The 18806-nt window shown below is 70.5% G+C and carries 16 protein-coding genes; 7 read left to right on the forward strand and 9 right to left on the reverse strand.

All coding sequences use genetic code 11. From position 1 onward, the window contains the following. Positions 1-106: 106 nt before the first annotated feature. The 4 genes from ACTOWY_RS19550 to ACTOWY_RS19565 form a co-directional block, all read right to left on the reverse strand. Entirely contained in the window at positions 107-655 is a 549-nt protein-coding gene (locus ACTOWY_RS19550; protein WP_441311077.1) for an EF-hand domain-containing protein, read from the reverse strand. Positions 656-783: 128 nt separating this feature from the next. Further along, complete coding sequence (locus ACTOWY_RS19555; RefSeq protein WP_441311078.1) at positions 784-2238, reverse strand: M1 family metallopeptidase; 1455 nt, start codon at positions 2236-2238, stop codon at positions 784-786. Further along, positions 2238-2459, reverse strand: coding sequence for a hypothetical protein (locus ACTOWY_RS19560; RefSeq protein WP_441311079.1), 222 nt, complete (start codon positions 2457-2459; stop codon positions 2238-2240). The genes ACTOWY_RS19555 and ACTOWY_RS19560 overlap by 1 nt, the downstream gene beginning before the upstream one ends. Before the next feature lie 38 nt (positions 2460-2497). Continuing rightward, positions 2498-4453: a GTP-binding protein gene (locus ACTOWY_RS19565; protein WP_441311080.1), complete on the reverse strand. Its 1956-nt coding sequence runs from the start codon at positions 4451-4453 to the stop codon at positions 2498-2500. A gap of 142 nt (positions 4454-4595) precedes the next feature. On the opposite strand from ACTOWY_RS19565, the gene ACTOWY_RS19570 reads away from it, so the two are divergent. Further along, a complete protein-coding gene (locus ACTOWY_RS19570; RefSeq protein ID WP_441311081.1) occupies positions 4596-5576 on the forward strand; it encodes an acyl-CoA dehydrogenase family protein in 981 nt (326 codons plus the stop codon). 1 nt (position 5577) lies between these two features. Here ACTOWY_RS19570 and ACTOWY_RS19575 read toward each other — a convergent pair whose 3' ends face one another. Then, the gene (locus tag ACTOWY_RS19575; protein ID WP_441311082.1) at positions 5578-5994 is read right to left on the reverse strand and encodes a hypothetical protein; all 417 of its coding nucleotides are present in this window, start codon (positions 5992-5994) and stop codon (positions 5578-5580) included. Between the two features lie 274 nt (positions 5995-6268). Here ACTOWY_RS19575 and ACTOWY_RS19580 point away from each other — a divergent pair, with 274 nt between their 5' ends. Beyond that, positions 6269-6613: a hypothetical protein gene (locus ACTOWY_RS19580; protein WP_441311083.1), complete on the forward strand. Its 345-nt coding sequence runs from the start codon at positions 6269-6271 to the stop codon at positions 6611-6613. Positions 6614-6617: 4 nt separating this feature from the next. Here the strand turns inward: ACTOWY_RS19580 and ACTOWY_RS19585 are convergent, their stop codons facing one another. Beyond that, entirely contained in the window at positions 6618-7553 is a 936-nt protein-coding gene (locus ACTOWY_RS19585) for a heme o synthase (protein ID WP_441311084.1), read from the reverse strand. 342 nt (positions 7554-7895) lie between these two features. On the opposite strand from ACTOWY_RS19585, the gene tkt reads away from it, so the two are divergent. Genes tkt through opcA form a run of 5 tightly spaced genes read left to right on the forward strand, consistent with a single transcriptional unit; the run spans position 7896 to position 15361 of the window. Beyond that, entirely contained in the window at positions 7896-9968 is a 2073-nt protein-coding gene (gene tkt / locus ACTOWY_RS19590) for a transketolase (protein WP_441311085.1), read from the forward strand. Next, on the forward strand, positions 9965-11080 hold the full coding sequence (gene tal / locus ACTOWY_RS19595) for a transaldolase (RefSeq protein WP_441311086.1): 1116 nt from the start codon (positions 9965-9967) through the stop codon (positions 11078-11080). Before tkt ends, tal begins: the two co-directional genes overlap by 4 nt. 8 nt (positions 11081-11088) lie before the next feature. Further along, positions 11089-12705, forward strand: coding sequence for a glucose-6-phosphate isomerase (locus tag ACTOWY_RS19600; RefSeq protein WP_441311087.1), 1617 nt, complete (start codon positions 11089-11091; stop codon positions 12703-12705). Then, positions 12702-14234, forward strand: a complete 1533-nt coding sequence (gene zwf, locus ACTOWY_RS19605; protein ID WP_247763418.1) for a glucose-6-phosphate dehydrogenase — start codon at positions 12702-12704, stop codon at positions 14232-14234. Before ACTOWY_RS19600 ends, zwf begins: the two co-directional genes overlap by 4 nt. Then, complete coding sequence (gene opcA / locus ACTOWY_RS19610; RefSeq protein ID WP_441311088.1) at positions 14231-15361, forward strand: glucose-6-phosphate dehydrogenase assembly protein OpcA; 1131 nt, start codon at positions 14231-14233, stop codon at positions 15359-15361. The genes zwf and opcA overlap by 4 nt, the downstream gene beginning before the upstream one ends. 62 nt (positions 15362-15423) lie before the next feature. On the opposite strand, the gene ACTOWY_RS19615 is transcribed toward opcA, so the two are convergent. The 3 genes from ACTOWY_RS19615 to ACTOWY_RS19625 form a co-directional block, all read right to left on the reverse strand. Continuing rightward, the gene (locus tag ACTOWY_RS19615; RefSeq protein WP_441311089.1) at positions 15424-16947 is read right to left on the reverse strand and encodes an MDR family MFS transporter; all 1524 of its coding nucleotides are present in this window, start codon (positions 16945-16947) and stop codon (positions 15424-15426) included. A 31-nt stretch (positions 16948-16978) separates the two neighbouring features. Further along, on the reverse strand, positions 16979-17623 hold the full coding sequence (locus ACTOWY_RS19620; RefSeq protein ID WP_441311090.1) for a TetR/AcrR family transcriptional regulator: 645 nt from the start codon (positions 17621-17623) through the stop codon (positions 16979-16981). A 106-nt stretch (positions 17624-17729) separates the two neighbouring features. Further along, positions 17730-18698, reverse strand: a complete 969-nt coding sequence (locus ACTOWY_RS19625) for a quinone oxidoreductase family protein (protein WP_441311091.1) — start codon at positions 18696-18698, stop codon at positions 17730-17732. Positions 18699-18806 lie beyond the last annotated feature (108 nt).

Here is an 18806-nt window from a genome sequence, read left to right on the forward strand (position 1 = left end):
GCTACCCAGCCGCCGAAGGTACTGATCCACCCGGACGAGGTGTCCGGGCGACCCCGCCCGTGGAGGGTCGCGCTCCAGGGCGGGGCCGTCTCCGCGCCGCGCGCGGTCAGCCGAGCAGTCCGGCCCCGGGGGCATCGGGGTCGGAAGTGGTGAACATTTCCTGCAAGGCTGCCCGGAACTCGGCGTAGTCGATGACGCCGTCGCCGTTCTGATCAATTCGCTCGAACGCCGATTCCGCGATCTCGGCGCTCACCTCCGCCGAGGCGTACATGGCGATGTACTCCTCCCGGCTGATGTTTCCGTCGCCATCGCGGTCGAGCACCTCGAACACGGTTTCCGCGACCTTGGCGTAGGCCTCGTCGAGATAATCCGGATTGTCCGCCAGACCGCGTTCGGTGGCCGCGACGAACTCCTCCCGGCTGACCTGGCCGTCCCCGTCGGTGTCGGCGTCCCGTTCGATCTGCGCCCACCAGCCCAGGAACGCGGTCACGATGTCCTGCCTGCGGTGTTCCTCCGCGTCAGGCACCAGCTGGGCCGCCACCCCCTCGGCCAGCGCGGTGAAATCGGCCGCGGAGATGATCCCGTCCTTGGTGACGTCGAGAGCGTCGAAAACCTTGCCGATGTTGGCGTCCTGCAGAGATGAACCACTCGCCACGATGTGCCTCCCGGTAGCGGACCACTTCGGAGTAAACCGCTTCCGAACAGCGGCACACCAGGGTGATTCACGAGTGCACACATTCGGCCGAATGGCGGTGGATAAACTAGACAAATCGGCGGGACGGCCTAGTTTCCGGGCTTCCAGTCCGGGTGCCCCGGCATGGGCGGAGTGGTGGGGCTGTGCAGCCACTCGCGCAGTACCCCGGCCACCTCCGGACCGGCGACTTCGGCCACCACGCGCTCGAAGTCCGCGGTGTTCGCGGTGGCGTCCCGGTGCCGGTCCAGGAAGGCCCGCAGGATCCGCTGGAAGGTCTGCTCGCCCGCGGCCTGGCGCAGCGCGTAGACCACCAGCGCGCCCCCGGCCCTGGCCAGTCCGAAGATCCCCTTCGGTTCGTTGGAGACCACGATGGAGCCCAGTGCCGTCCGGGCCTCCTGGTCCGCACCGTAGATCCGGCGCAGGCTGTCCGGCACGGACGTGCCGCCGTGCTCCTCCTCCCACAGCTGGCCGAAGTAGGTGGCGAAACCCTCGCTGAGCCAGACGTCGTCGTAGGAGCGGAAGGAGATCGAGTTGCCGAACCACTGGTGCGCGGCCTCGTGCACCATCACCGGTTCGGTGTGTTTCAACTCGGTCAGCGACCGGGTCAGGAAGGTGGACAGGGTCGCGGTCTCCAGGGCGTCGGTCTGCGTTGGCCGGTTGCCGTCCAGGCCCAGCACGCCGTAGGCCTCCAGTGGGAACGGGCGGCCGATGCGCTGCTCCAGCCAGGCCAGGTGCCCGCTGATCCGGTCCAGCGCCGGCCGCACCTGCTCGACCTGGCCCGCGGTGACCGCGCTGCGCAGCGGCAGCCCGTGCGGTCCGGTGCCGGTGACCAGGTCGAACTTGCCGACGGCGAGCTGGGCGACCTGGCTGGTGATCGGGTGCCGGGTGCGGTGGGTGACCACGGTCCGGCCGCCCGCGGTGCGCTCAGCGGTGCGGATCCCGTTGGCCACCACGGTCCAGCCCTCGGGCGCGTCCACCCGGTAGGTGAACCGGGCCTTGTCCGAGGGGTGGTCGTTGACCGGGAAGAACAGGTGCGCCCGGTCCGGCTGCGACCACAGCGCGAACCCGCCGTCGGTGAGGTTGCTCCAGCCCGCGGTCTCATCCACCGGGGACGGCACCTTGGCGGCGCGGTCGGCGGTGTACTCGACCTCGACGGCGAAGTTCCGGCCCGCGCGCAGTGGCCGGGCCGGGGTGATCACCAGCTCCTCGCCCTCGGTGCGGAACTTGGCGCGGCGCCCGTCCACCCGAACCTGGTGCACCACGCCCCCGGCGAAGTCCAGGTTGAACCGGGACAGGTTCTGGGTGGCCTTCGCGGTCATCGCGGTGCGCCCGGCCATCGTGGACACGCCCGGTTCGAACCGGAAGTCCACTGTGTACTCCTCGGCGTCGTAACCACCGTTGCCCAGTCCCGGCAGCAGCCGGTCGCCGACGCCGGGGGAGCCGGGGGTGAAGGTGGGCGCGGCCGAGGCAGGCGCGACACCGATCGTCAGCGCCGAGGCGGTGACGAGCAGCAGTGCGGCGGCCCGGCGGGAACTGCCAGACATCAAGAACCCTTTCCAGCGGCGAACATGGCGTCGTCAGCCTGTTCGCCGCCGCCGGCGGCCACCTCGCCCGTTCGGCCACCAAGATCAGCCGTTCGGCCAAGCCTGCGCGCCCGCACCTCGCCGCCGTGTTGGCCGTTGTCGTACGCAGTCTTGGCCGAACCGGTACGCCAGTCGGCCAACACACCGTCCATAACGGCCAACACACCGTCCGCAACGGCCAAGACACCGTCCATAACGGCCAACACGGCGGCGTGGGTGCTTAGATCCGGCGGCGTAGGTGCAGTAGGTATTCCTTGCGGTCCAGGGGGTTGTGGTCGGTGCGTGGGCGGTCCGGGATGCGGCCGCGGACCGGGCGGTGGTCGGCGAAGGCGCAGTCCAGGACGCCTTCGCCGTGGGTGAGGCCGGGCAGTTGCCGTTGCAGCTCATGGACTCTGGCCGCCGGGATCTCCCCGACCAGGCGGTAGGTGGAGCCGTGCGTGCTGGTCTCGCGCGGCACCGCGTCCAGGCGGGCCAGCACCGGGCGGACCGTGGCGAGGGCGTCGGCCGGGAGGTCCAGCTCGAACCGGTGCAGGGGTTCGAGCACTGTGGTCCCGGCCTGGCGCAGTGCGGACATCAGCACCAGTGGGGTCAGCGACCGGAAATCCCCGGCGGTGCTGAACACGCTGGAGAACCCGGAGTGGGTCAGGGTGATCACGCAGTCGGTGACCGGCCAGCCGCGCAGGCCCTGGCCGAGGGTGGACAGCACGGTGTCCTCGATCGCGGTGAAGAAGGCCAGCGGCAGGGCGCCCAACTCGGTCTCGTAGCTGAAGCGCGGTCCGGAACCCGGTGGCGCGGGGTCGATCCGCAGGCCGACGGTGGCGAAGAACGGGTTGCCCGCGCCCATGACCTCCACGGCCGATCCGGTGCCGCGCACGCGTTCCAGGCAGAGCGTGGTGGTCTCCCGGAACTCCACCGCGAGCCCGGACTCGGCGGCCAGGGTGGCCTCGATGACCTCCTTCTGCACCTCGCCGTAGAGGGAGACCGCGATCTCCTGGCGGGTCTCGTCCCGGCGCAGGTTGATCAGCGGATCGGCCTCGGCGAGCCGGGTGAGCGCCTGGTGCAGCGCGCCCCGGTCGCGCGGATCCCTGGGCAGCACCACGGTTTCCAGGGTGGGCGGGGCGAACTGCGGCCGCAGCGCGGAACGCGGGTGCGGGCGGCCGACCGGGTCGCCGATGCGGATCTCGTCCAGGCCGCGCAGCAGTCCGATCCGGCCCGCGGTCACCGAATCCGCGGGTACGGCGGTGCCCTGCTCGAACACGCTGATCCCGGTGACCTTGCCCCGCCGGTCCCGGCCGAAGTCCAGGTGCTCCCGGACCCGGATGATCCCGGCGAACAGCCGCACATAGGCCAGTTTCTCCCCGGCCGGGCCGCGGTCGATCTTGAACACGGTCCCGGCGGCTGGCGCGGCCGGATCACCAGGGTCGGCGGGCAGCAGCTCGCGGATGCCTTCGATCAGCGCGTCCACGCCCGCGCCGGTGACCGCGGATCCGGCGTACACCGGGTGTACCTGGGCCTGCCGGGTCTGGGCGACCAGCGCGGTGCGCAACCGCTGATAGGGCACCGAGTCCGCATCGGCGACGAAGTCCGCGAGGAGGGTGTCGTCGTGGCCGGTGAGCAGGTCGAGCAGCCGGGTGCGGAACCCGGGATCGGTTGCGGCACAAGGCAGATAGTCGGCATCGTGGGCACCGGGCCGCTCGGCCGAGCCCATCGCCAGGACTGAGGGTGACAGCCGCTCGGTGATCTGCCGCAGCACCCGGTCCAGGCTCGCGCCACGCCGGTCGACCTTGTTGACGAAGATCAGCGTCGGGATGCCGAGCCGCCGCAGCGCACGCAGCAGCACCCGGGTCTGCGCCTGCACGCCCTCCACCGCCGAGACCACCAGCACGGCCCCGTCGAGCACGCACAGCACCCGCTCCACCTCGGCGATGAAATCCGGGTGACCGGGGGTGTCGATCAGGTTGACCGTGGACTCGCCCAGCGTGAAGGAGACCACCGCGGACTTGATGGTGATCCCGCGCTGGCGTTCCAGGGCGAGGGAGTCGGTCTGGGTGTCGCCGTCGTCGACCCGGCCGATCCGGTCGATGACCCCGGCGGCGTGCAGCAGCCGCTCGGTGAGGCTGGTCTTACCGGCGTCGACGTGCGCCAGGATGCCCAGGTTGATCGTGCGTGCCGACAAGTGTCGTGTCCTTGGGGTTGGGGGAGACTCCTTCCAGGGGGAACACGAACGTGCGGCGCATGATCATCTCCTTGTGGTGGCTCTAGGCTCGTCAGCAGAGCAGAGGCCCCGCCCGCCGGGCAACCGAATATCGAGGGAGACCATGAGCGAGGCGTTGCGCACCGCGGCCGAGATCGCCGACACCGTGCTGTTCCCGGCCGCGGCCGTCGTCGACGCCGCCGACCGGGTGCCGGTCAGTCACCTGGACCTGTTGGCGGAGCACGGGTTCTACGGACTGTCCACAGTGGACCTTCCAGATTATTCTTCGGTGCTGCGGCTGGTGGAGATCCTGGCGGGCGGTTGCCTGACCACCACGTTCGTCTGGATGCAGCACCACGGCCCGGTGATGACCCTGGCCCGCTCGGCCAACGAGCCGCTGCGGGAGAAGTGCCTCGACGACCTGATCGCCGGACGGCGGCGGGCCGGGGTAGCGGTGGGCGCGGCAGTGCGTCCCGGGCCGCCGCTGCTGCGGGCCGAACCCGTGGACGGCGGCTACCTCTTCGACGGCAGCGCGCCCTGGGTGTCCGGCTGGGACCTGATCGACACCCTGCACACCGCGGCCAGGGACACCCAGGACCTGCTGGTCTTCGCGCTGCTCGACGCCGTGGCGAGCGACTCCGTGTCGGTCGAGCCCCTGGACCTCCTGGCCGTGCAGGCCAGCCGGACCGTCACGCTCACCTTCACCCGGCACTTCGTGCCAGCGGAACGGATCGTGCACACCGTCCCGCAGGCCGAATACCTGACCGGGGACGCCGAAGCCCAGCGCTTCAACGGCGCACTCGCGCTGGGCGTCGCGGGCCGGGCGATCACCCTGCTCGGTGAGGCGGCAGGCGCCCTGCCCGCCCAACTCGACGCCGCCCGCACCCAGCTGCACACCGCCGCCCCCGAGGACGTCGCCCTGGCCCGCGCCACCGGGTCCGAGCTGGCGCTGCGGGCCGCGAACGCCTGCGCCGTGCACCAGGGCAGCCGCTCGCTGCTGCCCGGCTCCGACACCCAGCGCCTGGTCCGCGAGGCCACCTTCCTGCTGCTGTTCGGCTCCCGCCCGGCGATCCGCACCGCCCTGCTCACCAGGCTGACCGGCTGACTTAGCGCCGCCGGAAGTACCGCCTGCTCGAACCGGGCGCCCACAACAGGAACAGCACCACCGTGGACAACGCCCACCCGGTGGCCAGATCCGCCCTGACCTCCAGGGCTGGGTATGCCATCCAGATGAAGTACCGGCCGACGAACTGCCCGGCGAGCTGGATGGTGATCACAACCCGCCCCCAGTTGCGGCCCTGGTAGACCATCGCGGCCAGCCACAGGTAGAGCACCGCGCTGATCGGGTGGTAGATCGTGCCCGGGTTGAACCCGGCGGCGGCCGGGCTCTCGATCAGCCGCCACACGTCCTGCACCACCGTGCTGACGTGGTTGAACGCGTGCGTGGCGATCCCCGCGGCGGCCACCGCCACCCACGGCGGCGGGCTGACACGCGTGGCCGGAACCTGGCTGATCGTGGTCATCGGGACCTCCCCATCGAGCGCGGCACGATGCCGCCACCCCGAGGACGCCCACGGAGACCCGTCCGGCTGTGTGCACTGGCACACACCTCGGCGCCTCGGTCGACGCCGTCGGAAAGTTGAGGGCCGAAGCCGGTGATTTCCCGACATCCACCCGCATGAGTGGCAGTGCGTCACACCCGCAGGTGGTCTTGTGCCGGAACAGGCTGCCGCCGACCGGCAGCGGACACCCTGGGACGGCATCACATCGAATCACCGTTGAGAGGAACCATCAGCCATGCGTCTACGTGCCGCACTGCTCGCCGTGGCGAGTGTTTGCGCCCTTGGTCTCGCCCTACCGGGCACCGCCTCCGCCGCTGTAGGCGACTTCACCTACCGCTACTACGACGAGAACGAAGAGCTGCAGGTAGGTTCGCTGGTCGACCCGCCCAGCGGCGAATGCATCGAGATCCCGGAGATCGCGGACTGGGATGTGGACGCGTTCCGGCCGCGCAACGACACCGACTCGACCGCGGTGGTGTTCACGGACGACAACTGCGAGAGCGACAGGTACTTCAGTCTCCGGCCCTTTGGCGGCAAGGGCTCGGACCGGCTCAAGCTGAGGTCCGTCACCTTCTCCTGATCCGTCAGAACGGCAGGCCGAGCACCGGCAGCCCGATGGCCGAGTCCACGGCCAGCACCACGAACACCGCGGTCAGATAGGTGTTCGACATGTGGAACAGCTTCATCGGGTTCGCCGGTTCGCCGTCCCGCACCGCCTTGTACAGCCGGTGCGCCAGCAGCAGGAACCAGGCCCCGGCCAGCACCGCCGCCCCGGTGTAGAGCCAGCTGGTGGCGGGCGCGAGCAGCAGCGACCAGGCCACCATCACCCAGGAGTAGATGACGATCTGCTTGGCCACCTGCACCGGCGTGGCCACCACCGGCAGCATCGGCACCCCGGCCGCCGCGTAGTCGTCCTTGAACTTCATCGCCAGGGCCCAGAAGTGCGGCGGGGTCCAGAAGAAGATCACGCCGAACATCACGAAGGCGGGCCAGTCCACCGAGTTGGTCACCGCGGACCAGCCGATCACCACCGGCATGCACCCGGCCGCGCCGCCCCACACGATGTTCTGCGCCGTGCGGCGCTTGAGCACCATCGTGTAGACGAGCACATAGAACAGAATCGCCGCTACCGCCAGGATCGCGGAGAGCAGGTTCGTGGTGGCGTAGAGCCAGGCGAAGCTGGCCACGCCGAGCACGATGCCGAAGATCAGCGCGTTGCGGGTGGGCACCGCGTGCCGGGCCAGCGGCCGGGACTTGGTGCGCTTCATCACCGCGTCGATGTCCGCGTCGGCCACGCAGTTGAGCGCGTTCGCGCTGCCAGCGGCCATGGTGCCGCCGACCAGGGTGGTCAGCACCAGCCACACGCTCGGGATGCCGCGCTGGGCCAGCAGCATCGCCGGGATCGTGGTCACCAGCAGCAGTTCGATGATCCGCGGCTTTGTCAGGGCCACATAGGCCCCGACGGTGGTCTTGAACTTGCCTGGGGAGCGCTGCGCCGGCGCGTCGAGGGTGGCGCTCATCGAACCCTCTTGACCACGGTCACCGGCGGCATCTCGCTCCTCATCGGCCCGGCCGCATCGGTGGGTGGGGGCGGGCCGGGTAGATCCTCGTCAGCTTCGGGAGACCCAGCTTCAGGTCCCATCGGATGGTAGCCGCGCTACCTAAGCGGGGCGCGCACGGGGGTCCGGGCGCGCCAACAACTGGATCGAGTCCGGTGGGTCCGAGGCGGAAGGACTAGGCTGAGCCGAAAGAGGGAAAACAACGGTTCGGGGCTGGTCAGTCCGCCGGTTCCGCCGCTATGGCAACCAAGTTGGGAGCAGCGTCAAGTGTCCGGTTCAGAGGACTCCGTCAACATTTCCGCGTTGACCACCGCGCACCTTCCTGCCGACTGGACCGAGCTGGACAAGCGCGCGGTCGACACGGTCCGGGTACTCGCCGCGGACGCCGTGCAGAAGGTCGGCAACGGTCACCCCGGCACCGCGATGAGCCTGGCCCCCGCCGCGTACACGCTGTTCCAGCGGACCATGCGGCACGACCCCGCCGACCCGGACTGGCCGGGCCGGGACAGGTTCGTGCTCTCCTGCGGGCACTCCAGCCTCACCCTGTACATCCAGCTCTACCTCGCCGGCTACGGCCTGACCCTGGACGACCTCAAGGCGCTGCGCACCTGGGGTTCGGCCACGCCAGGGCACCCCGAGCACCGGCACACCAAGGGCGTGGAGATCACCACCGGCCCGCTGGGCCAGGGCCTGGCCTCCGCCGTCGGCATGGCCATGGCCGCCCGCCGCGAGCGCGGCCTGTTCGACCCCGAGGCCGCGCCAGGGACGAGCCCGTTCGACCACCACGTCTACGTGATCGCCTCCGACGGCGACATCGAGGAGGGCGTCACCTCCGAGGCCTCCTCCATCGCGGGCCACCAGCAGCTCGGCAACCTCGTGGTGATCTACGACGACAACCAGATCAGCATCGAGGACGACACCGCGATCGCGCTGTCGGAGGACGTGGCCAAGCGCTACGAGGCCTACGGCTGGCACGTGCAGACCGTGCTCGGCGGCGAGAACGTGGCGGGTCTCACCCAGGCCCTGGACGCGGCCAAGGCCGAGACCGGCAAGCCGTCGTTCATCCTGCTGCGCACCATCATCGGCTTCCCCGCGCCGACCAAGCAGAACACCGGCAAGATCCACGGCTCCGCGCTCGGCGAGGACGAGGTCGCCAAGGTCAAGGAGATCCTCGGCTTCGACCCGGCGCAGACCTTCCAGGTCGACGCCGAGGTGCTCGCGCACGCCCGCGAGGTGGTCAAGCGCGGCGAGGCGGCCAAGGCCGAGTGGCTCACCGGCTTCGACGCCTGGGCCGCGGCCAACCCCGATCGCAAGGCCCTCTACGACCGGCTGGTCCGCAAGGAACTGCCCGAGGGCTGGGCCGCCAAGCTGCCCAGCTGGCCGGTGGACGCCAAGGGCGTGGCCACCCGCAAGGCCTCCGGCGACACCCTGGCCGCGATCGGCGAGGTGCTGCCCGAGCTGTGGGGCGGCTCGGCCGACCTGGCCGAGAGCAACAACACCACCATCAAGGGCGCCGACTCCTTCGGCCCCGAGAGCAGCTCCACCAAGACCTGGACCGCCAACCCGTACGGCCGGACGCTGCACTTCGGCATCCGCGAGCACGCGATGGGCTCCATCCTCAACGGCATCGCGCTGCACGGCCCGACCCGCCCCTACGGCGGCACCTTCCTCGTCTTCAGCGACTACATGCGCCCCGCGGTGCGCCTGGCCGCGCTGATGAAGTCCCCGGTCATCTACGTGTGGACGCACGACTCCATCGGCCTCGGCGAGGACGGCCCGACCCACCAGCCGATCGAGCACCTGGCCGCGCTGCGCGCCATCCCCGGCCTGTCCGTGGTCCGCCCGGCCGACGCCAACGAGACCGCCTTCGCCTGGAAGAAGGTCCTGGAAACCCAGGACGGCCCCACCGGCCTCGCGCTGACCAGGCAGAACGTGCCCACCCTCGAAGGCACCGACGCCGAGGGCGTGGCCAAGGGTGGCTACGTGCTGGCCGAGGCCGAGGGCGGCGACGCCCAGGCCGTGCTGATCGCCACCGGCTCCGAGGTGCAGATCGCGGTCGCCGCGCGGAAGATCCTCCAGGACGGCGGCGTTCCCACCAGGGTGGTGTCCATGCCGTGCGTGGAGTGGTTCGACCAGCAGGACAAGAACTACCGCGATCAGGTGATCCCGCCCGCGGTCAAGGCGCGGGTGGTCATCGAGGCGGGTATCGCCCAGCCGTGGCACCGCTTCGTCGGCGACGCCGGGGAGATCGTCTCCATCGAGCACTTCGGCGCCTCGGCGGACTACCAGACGCTGTACCGCGAGTTCGGCCTGACCGATGACGCCGTGGTCGCCGCGGCGCAGCGCAGCATCGCGCGAGTGGAGGGAAACAAGTGACCGGCACCAACCCACTGGCCGCGCTGAGCGAGGCCGGCGTCTCCATCTGGCTCGACGACCTGTCCAGGGACCGGCTCAACACCGGCAACCTGGTGTCGCTGATCGAGAACCAGCACGTGGTGGGCGTGACCACCAACCCGACCATCTTCGCCGGCGCGCTGTCCAAGGGCACCGCCTACGACGAGCAGGTCGGCGAGCTGGCCGCCCGCGGCGCCGGCCTGGACCAGGCCGTGCGCGAGCTGACCACCACCGACGTGCGCAACGCCTGTGACGTCTTCCGCGGCGTCTACAGCGGCAGCGACGGCGTGGACGGCCGGGTCTCCATCGAGGTCGACCCGCGGCTGGCACACGACACCGAGCGCACCACCGCCGAGGCGCTCGACCTGTGGAAGACCGTGGACCGGCCCAACCTGATGGTCAAGATCCCGGCCACCGTCGAGGGTCTGCCCGCCATCACCAAGGCCCTGTCCGAGGGCGTCAGCGTCAACGTCACGCTGATCTTCTCGGTGGCCCGCTACCTCGACGTCATGGACGCCTACCTGGCCGGGCTGGAGCAGGCCAAGGCCAACGGCCACGACCTGTCCACGATCTCCTCGGTCGCCTCCTTCTTCGTCTCCCGGGTCGACTCCGAGATCGACAAGCGCCTCGAAGCCAAGGGCACCCCCGAGGCGCAGGCACTGCGCGGCCAGGCCGCCATCGCCAACGCCCGGCTCGCCTACGCCGCCTACGAGGACGTCTTCGGCTCCGAGCGCTGGCAGCGGCTGGAGCAGAACGGCGCCCGCCCGCAGCGGCCGCTCTGGGCCTCCACCGGGGTGAAGGACCCGAACTACTCCGACACCCAGTACGTGGACCAGCTGGTCGCGCCGAACGTGGTCAACACCATGCCGGAGAAGACCCTCTTCGCCGTGCAGGACCACGGGCAGATCATCGGCGACACCGTGCGCGGCACCGCCGAGCAGGCCCAGGAACTCTTCGACGCGCTCGCCGAGGCGGGCATCGACGTGGACGACGTCTACGCCGTGCTGGAGCGCGAGGGCGTGGAGAAGTTCGAGAAGTCCTGGGAAGAACTGCTGCAGACCGTCACCGACCAGCTCGCACGCGCGAAGGGCTGAGACCACACATGACCGAGCAGATCTCGGTTGAGATCGTCCACAGTGGACTGAACGCGGAAGCCGGACCCCTGGCGGCCCAGCTTGCCGAGGAGCAGGTCGCCAGCAAGCTCACCGCGCAGGACCCCACCCTGTGGGGCCCGGAGGCCGAGCCCGAGTCGGCGATCCGGCTGTCCTGGACCACGCTGCACGAGACCTCCCGGCCACTGGTCGCCGAGATCCTCGCGCTGCGCGCCGACCTGCACGCCGAGGGCGTGGACCGGGTGGTCCTCGCGGGCATGGGCGGCTCCTCGCTCGCGCCCGAGGTCATCTGCCAGACCGCGGGTGTCGCCCTGGTCGTGCTGGACACCACCGATCCGGGTCAGGTCGCCGACGCGCTCGCCGGCGACCTCTCCCGCACCGTGCTGGTGGTGTCCTCGAAGTCCGGTGGCACCGTGGAGACCGACAGCCACCGGCGGATCTTCGCCAAGGCCTTCGCCGCCAACGGCATCGAGGCCGCCCGGCGGATCGTCGTGGTCACCGACCCCGGCTCGCCGTTCGAGCAGCTGTCGGCCGAACAGGGCTACCGCAAGGTGTTCCTGGCCGACCCGCACGTCGGCGGCCGCTACTCCGCGCTGACCGCGTTCGGGCTCGTCCCGGCCGGTCTCGCGGGCGCGGACATCGGCGGACTGCTCGACGAGGCGGCCGCGGCGGCGACCGTGCTGTCCCAGGACAGCGCGGACAACCCGGCGCTGCGGCTGGCCGCAGCCTTCGGCGCGGCGCACGCCCGCGGCGCGGAGAAGGTCGTGCTCACCGACACCGGCTCCGGCATCAAGGGCTTCGGCGACTGGGCCGAGCAGCTGGTGGCCGAGTCCACCGGCAAGAACGGCACCGGCCTGCTGCCGGTGGCGGTGGAAAGTCCCGACGCGGCCGGCTTCGCCGATGCGGGCGAGGACGCCACCACCGTGGGCATCGCCCCCGGCACGCCGAACGCGCAGCTCACCACCTCCGGACCGCTCGGCGGGCTGTTCCTGCTGTGGGAGTACGCCACCGCGGTGGCCGGGCGGGTGCTCGGCATCAACCCGTTCGACCAGCCCGACGTGGAAGCGGCGAAGAAGGCGGCCCGCGCGCTGCTGGACGCGCCCACCTCCACGCCCGCTACGCCGTCCTTTGTGGATGGTGCGGTGGAGGTGCACGCCGCGGGGGACTGGCTGCCAGCCGAGGCGGCCACCGTCGCCGACGCGGTGCGCGCGCTGGTCGCCGCCCTGCCCAAGCACGGCTACCTGTCGGTGCAGGCCTACCTGGACCGCCTCGACGACGCCTCCGCCGTGGTGCTGCGCCCGGTGCTGGCCGTGGTCACCGGGGTGCAGACCACCTTCGGCTGGGGCCCCCGGTTCCTGCACTCCACCGGGCAGTACCACAAGGGCGGCCACCAGAACGGGGCCTTCCTGCAGCTCACCGGCGCCAACGAGCAGGACCTCGAAGTGCCGGACCGTCCGTACACGCTCAGCGTGCTCCAGCTCGCGCAGGCGCTGGGCGACGGCTCGGTGCTCGCCGAGCACGGCCGTCCGGTGCTGCGCCTGCACCTGACCGACCGCGCCGCCGGTCTGGCTCAGGTAGTCAAGGCCGTACAGGAGGTCGGCGAATGAGCAGCCGGCAGTGGCAGAACCCCTTGCGGGACCCCAGGGACAAGCGACTCCCGCGGATCGCCGGGCCCTGTGGCCTGGTGATCTTCGGCGTCACCGGTGACCTGTCCCGCAAGAAGCTCATGCCCGCCATCTACGACCTCGCCAACCGCGGCCTGCTGCCGCCCGGCTTCGCGCTCACCGGGTTCGCCCGCCGCGACTGGGCCAACCAGGACTTCGAGCAGGTCGTCTACGAGGCGGTCAAACAGCACGCGCGGACCCCGTTCCGGCAGTCCGTGTGGGACCAGCTCGCCGAAGGCTGCCGGTTCGTGCAGGGCACCTTCGACGACGACGAGTCCTTCGACCGGCTCGCCGGGACCATCAAGGAACTCGACGAACAGCGGGGGACCGGCGGCAACCACGCCTTCTACCTGTCCATCCCGCCCGGCGCGTTCCCCACGGTCTGCAAGCAGCTGGCCCGCTCCGGGCTGTCCGCGCCCGAGCCGGACCAGTGGCGGCGGGTGGTCATCGAGAAGCCGTTCGGCCACGACCTGGCCAGCGCGCGGCAGCTCAACAAGATCGTCAACGAGGTCTTCCCCGAGGAGTCGGTGTTCCGCATCGACCACTACCTCGGCAAGGAGACCGTGCAGAACATCATGGCTCTGCGCTTCGCGAACCAGTTGTTCGAGCCGATCTGGAACGCCAACTACGTCGACCACGTGCAGATCACCATGGCCGAGGACATCGGCCTCGGCGGCCGCGCCGGGTACTACGACGGCATCGGCGCCGCCCGCGACGTCATCCAGAACCACCTCCTCCAGTTGCTCGCCCTGACCGCGATGGAGGAGCCCAGCTCCTTCGCGCCCAAGGACCTGCGCGCGGAGAAGGCCAAGGTCCTGGCCGCCACCGCGCCGATGGCGCCCCTCGCGGAGACCACCGCGCGCGGGCAGTACGTCGGCGGCTGGCAGGGCGGCCAGAAGGTCCCCGGCCTCCTGGAAGAGGGCGGCTTCGCCGAGGACTCGATCACCGAGACCTACGCGGCGATGACCGTGGAGGTCAAGAACCGGCGCTGGGCCGGCGTGCCCTGGTACCTGCGCACCGGCAAGCGCCTCGGCCGCCGCGTCACCGAGATCGCGGTGGTGTTCAAGCGTGCCCCGCACCTGCCCTTCGACTCCACCTCCACCGAGGAACTGGGGCAGAACGCGCTGGTCATCCGGGTCCAGCCGGATGAGGGCATCACCATGCGGTTCGGCTCCAAGGTGCCAGGCACCTCGATGCAGATCCGCGACGTCACCATGGACTTCGGCTACGGCCACGCCTTCACCGAGTCCAGCCCCGAGGCCTACGAGCGGCTGCTGCTGGACGTGCTGCTCGGCGAGCCCTCGCTGTTCCCGGTCAACGACGAGGTCGAGACCTCGTGGGAGATCCTCGAACCAGTGCTGAAGTTCTGGGCCGGTCAGGGCAGGCCCGAGCCGTACCAGGCGGGCACCTGGGGCCCGGAGTCGGCCGACGAGATGATGGCCCGCACCGGACGTCACTGGAGGCGACCGTGATCATCGACCTGCCCTCCACCACCACCTCGGCGGTCAACAAGAAGCTGGTCGACCTGCGCGAGCAGGGCGGCGCGGTCGCGCTGGGCCGGGTGCTGACCCTCGTCATCGTCACCGACGACGGGGAGAGCACCGAGGAGGCCATCGACGCGGCCAACGACGCCAGCCGCGAACACCCCTGCCGGGTGATCGTGCTGGCCCGCGGCGCCCGCAAGGCCGCGCCGCGGCTGGACGCGCAGATCAGGGTCGGCGGCGACGCCGGGGCCAGCGAGGTCATCGTGCTGCGCCTCTACGGCGCGCTCGCCGAGGAAGGGGCCAGCTGCACCATCCCGCTGCTCCTGCCCGACGCGCCGGTGGTCGCCTGGTGGCCCTCGGCCGCCCCGGCGATCCCGGCCCAGGACCCGATCGGCAAACTCGCCCAGCGCCGGATCACCGACTCCGCCGCCGAGCGCCACCCGATCAAGGCACTGGAACAGCGCCGCAAGTCCTACACCGCGGGCGACACCGACCTGGCCTGGACCCGGCTGACCACCTGGCGGGCCGTGCTCGCCGCGGCCCTGGACCTGCCGCCGTACGAGAAGGTCACCGCGGCCACCGTCGCCGGCGCGGGCGACTCGCCGTCCACCGAACTGCTGGCTGCCTGGCTGGCCGCCAGCCTGAAGATCCCGGTGGAGCGGGCCAAGTCCCAGGACGGCCAGGGCATCTGCTCGGTCGTGCTGGAACGCCGCACCGGCAAGGTCGAACTCGTCCGGCCCGACGGCAAGGTCGGCGCGCTCACCCAGGCAGGCCAGCCCGAACGCCGGGTCGCGTTGCAGCGGCGCGAGGTCAGGGACTGCCTGGCCGAGGAACTGCGCAGGCTGGACCCGGACGAGATCTACGACGTCACGCTCAAGGGCCTGTCCAAGGTCGTCAAGTCCGCGGCCAAGCGGACCGTGACCAAGCCCAAGACCGAGGCGAAGCCCGCCGAGGCCAAGTCCGCCGAAGCCAAGGCCGAGGCCAAGTCGGCCGCGAAGTCCGCGGAAGCGAAGCCCGCAGCCAAGGCCGAAGCCAAGCCGGAGGCCAAGGCAGCGGCCAAGTCCGACGCCAAATCCGAGGCCAAGCCGAAGCGCGCGAAGAAGGCCGAAGCCTGATCCCGTTGTGCTGAAACAACTGTGGCGGTCCCGCACCTCGCGGGACCGCCACAGTGCTGTTGTCAGGCCGCGGATTCCTCCGCCAGCCGGTCCATCCCGCTCTGCGTCTTCAACGGGATCGCCCGCAGGAACACCACCGCCACGACCACCAGCAACGCGATCGGCGCGGAGATCAGGAACAGTTCACCGGTGGCCGACCCGTACGCCTCCTGCACCACCTGCCGGGCGGACTCGCTCAAATGCGCCAGGTTCGGCACCGCCTCCCCGCCGCCACCGGGCAGCGCGCTCGCGCCGAGCTTGCCCGCGACGTTGCTGGCCAGCACCGCGCCCAGCGCGCTGACCCCGATGGTGCCGCCCAGGCTGCGGAAGAAGGACAGCACCGAGGTCGCCGTGCCCAGATCCTTGGCGGGCACGTCGTTCTGCGCCGCCAGCACCAGGTTCTGCATCAGCATGCCCATGCCGACCCCGAGCAGCACCAGGCTGGTGTGCGCGTCGATGGTGCCCAGCAGCCCAAGGCCCACCGTCATCAGGGTGGCCCCGGCGACCAGGAAGTGCTTCCACCGCCCGGTTTTGCTGATCCGCTGACCGGCGAGGGTGGAGGAGACCAGCATGCCCACGATCATCGGCAGGCTGAGCAGTCCGGCCACCGTCGGCGTGTGTCCCAGCGCGAGCTGGAAGTACTGGGAGAGGAACACGGTGCCGCCGAACATGGACACGCCGACCAGGAAGCTGGCCACCGTGGTCAGGGTGACGGTGCGGTTGCGGAAGATGGTCAGCGGCACGATCGGCTCGGCCGCCCGCGATTCCACGAACACCGCCAGGGCCAGGATCAGCAGTCCGCCGCCGAGCAGGCCCAGGGTGGCCCCGGACATCCACTCGAACTGCTTGCCCACCAGCGAGGACCACACCAGGGTGAGCGAGACGCCCGCGGTGATCAGGAACGCGCCCAGGTAGTCGATCTTGACCTTGCGTCGGGCCACCGGCAGGTTCAGCGTGCGCTGCAACAGGATGATCGCGGCCACGGCCAGTGGCACGCCGATGAAGAAGCACCAGCGCCAGCCCAGCCAGGAGGTGTCCACCAGCACGCCGCCGATCAGCGGACCGGCCACCGTGCCGACCATGAACACCCCGCCGAACAGCCCGGAGTAGCGGCCCAGTTCCCGCGGCGAGAGGATCGCGGCCATGATCACCTGCGCCAGCGCGGTGAGCCCGCCGGCGCCGATGCCCTGCGCGATCCGGCTGGCGATGAGCACGTCCATGCTCTCGGCGAACCCGGCGACCAGGGAGCCGATCACGAACAGGCCCAGCGAGAGCTGGATCAGCAGTTTCTTGCTGTAGAGGTCGGAAAGCTTGCCCCACAACGGAACCGTGGCGGTCATGGCCAGCAGTTCGGTGGTCACCACCCAGGTGTAGCTGGCCTGCGAGCCGCCCAGTTCGGAGATGATCCGGGGTAACGCGTTGGCCACCACGGTCGAGGCCAGGATCGCGACGAACATGCCCATCATCAGGCCGGACAGCGCTTGCAGCACCGCGCTCTTGTTCGTCGCCACGGACGCCTGTGCCGGCGCCGCCGCGGTTGTAGTCATCGGTTTTTCCTCGGTTCCCAGTGGAGATCGGTCACGTGGTCGCGCCGCGCGGCGTTGCGTCGGCAGGCAGGGGAAGGCCGCGTGCCAAGGCGGCACAGGCGGTGTCGACGAGCGCGACCACCGATTCGGCGCCGTGCACGGCGTACCAGCGGCGCATGGCCGAGCGCACCGCGGCGCCGAAGGTGTAGAGCACCAGCGCCGGGTACTGGTCGTCGGCGGGTAGTCCGCACCAGCGCGCGATGGCCTCGGTCAGCTGCTGCTCACCGGCGGACTCCAGCACCGCGGTGCGGGCCAGCAGTTGCGGGTTGTCGGTGAACACGGTCATCCGCAGCAGCCATTCGTCCCGGTCGGCGTCGATCCGCGCCAGGTCCGGCCGGGCGATCGCCAGCAGCCCCGCCAGCGGATCCGGCCCTGCCGGTGTCTCCGCCAGCCGCTCCACCAGGCGGTCGATCCGGTGCCGGTGGTCGGGGTAGGGGGTGGACAGCGCGTCCTCTTTGGAGCCGAAGTAGTTGAAGAACGTGCGGGAGGAGACGCCGACCTCGCCGGCGATGTCCTCGACCGTCACGTGTTCCAGGCCGCGCTCGGCGATCAGGCGCAACGCGGTCAGCGCGATCGTGCGGTGGGTCTCCTGCCGCTTCCGCTCCCGCAGTCCGGGCGGCCGGTCGGTGGTGGTCACCTCACCAAGGAACCAGAAAACTTCACAACGTGCAAAGTTTCAGACTGTGAAGCAGACGACAACGCCCCCGGCCCAACCGGACCAGGGGGCGCTGTGCTGAAGTCGATCAGCCCACCAGCAGCACCTTCCCGGTGGTGCGCCGCCCCTGGAGGTCCTCATGCGCCTGCCGGGCTTCGCTGAGGGCGTACCGCGCGCCGACCCGGATGTTCAGCGACCCGTCGGCCACTCCGGAGAGCACCTCGGCGGAGCGCCACAGCAGCTCCTCACGGTTGGCGGTGTAGTGCCCGAGGCTGGGCCGGGTGACGTAGACCGATCCGGCCTGGTTGAGTCGTTGCAGGTCAACAGGCGGAACCTGCCCGCTGGCCGCGCCGTAGAGGGCGAGCACCCCCCGCGGCCGCAAACTGGCCAGACTGGCGTCGAAGGTCGTGGCCCCCACTCCGTCGTACACCACGGCCACCCCGCGCCCGCCGGTCAGCGCACGAGCCTGCTCAGTCACATCGGCCTCGGTGTACCGGATGATCTCGTCCGCCCCGGCCTCGCGGGCCAGTTTCTCCTTCGCCGCGGTGGACACGGTCCCGATCACCCGCCCACCCTTGGCCTTGACGAACTGGGTCAGCAGCAACCCCATGCCGCCCGCCGCCGCGTGCACCAGCACGTCATCCCCGGCCTGCACCGGATAGGTCGAGGTGGTCAGGTAATGCGCGGTCATCCCCTGCAACATCGAACTCGCCGCCACCACCAGGTCAACGCCGTCCGGCACCGGCACCACGGCCGAAGCGGGCACGGCGGCCAGCTCCGCGTAGGACCCGATCGCCGAGGCCCACGCCACCCGGGCCCCCACCCCGAACTCGGTCGCCCCGTCCCCGACCGCGACAACCTCACCCGCACCCTCAAGACCAGGCGTGAAGGGCAACGGCACCGGATACACCCCGGTCCGGTGGTAGGTGTCGATGTAGTTGACCCCGCTGGCCGCCACCCGCACCAGCAACTCCCCGGGACCGGCCACCGGATCGGCCACCTCGGCCGCCACCAGCACCTCGGGGCCACCGTATGCCTGCACCTGCACTGCGCGCATGAAACCCGCACCTCTCGCGTGATCTTCCCGGTCACTGTTGCCAACAGAACCGGTCACGGACGTGTTCCCACCGGCCGGATTTCCCGCCCAGGCCAGCTAGAGTGACCC

Source organism: Crossiella sp. CA198, from assembly GCF_052078295.1.
In the GTDB taxonomy this organism is placed as follows: Bacteria; Actinomycetota; Actinomycetes; order Mycobacteriales; family Pseudonocardiaceae; genus Crossiella.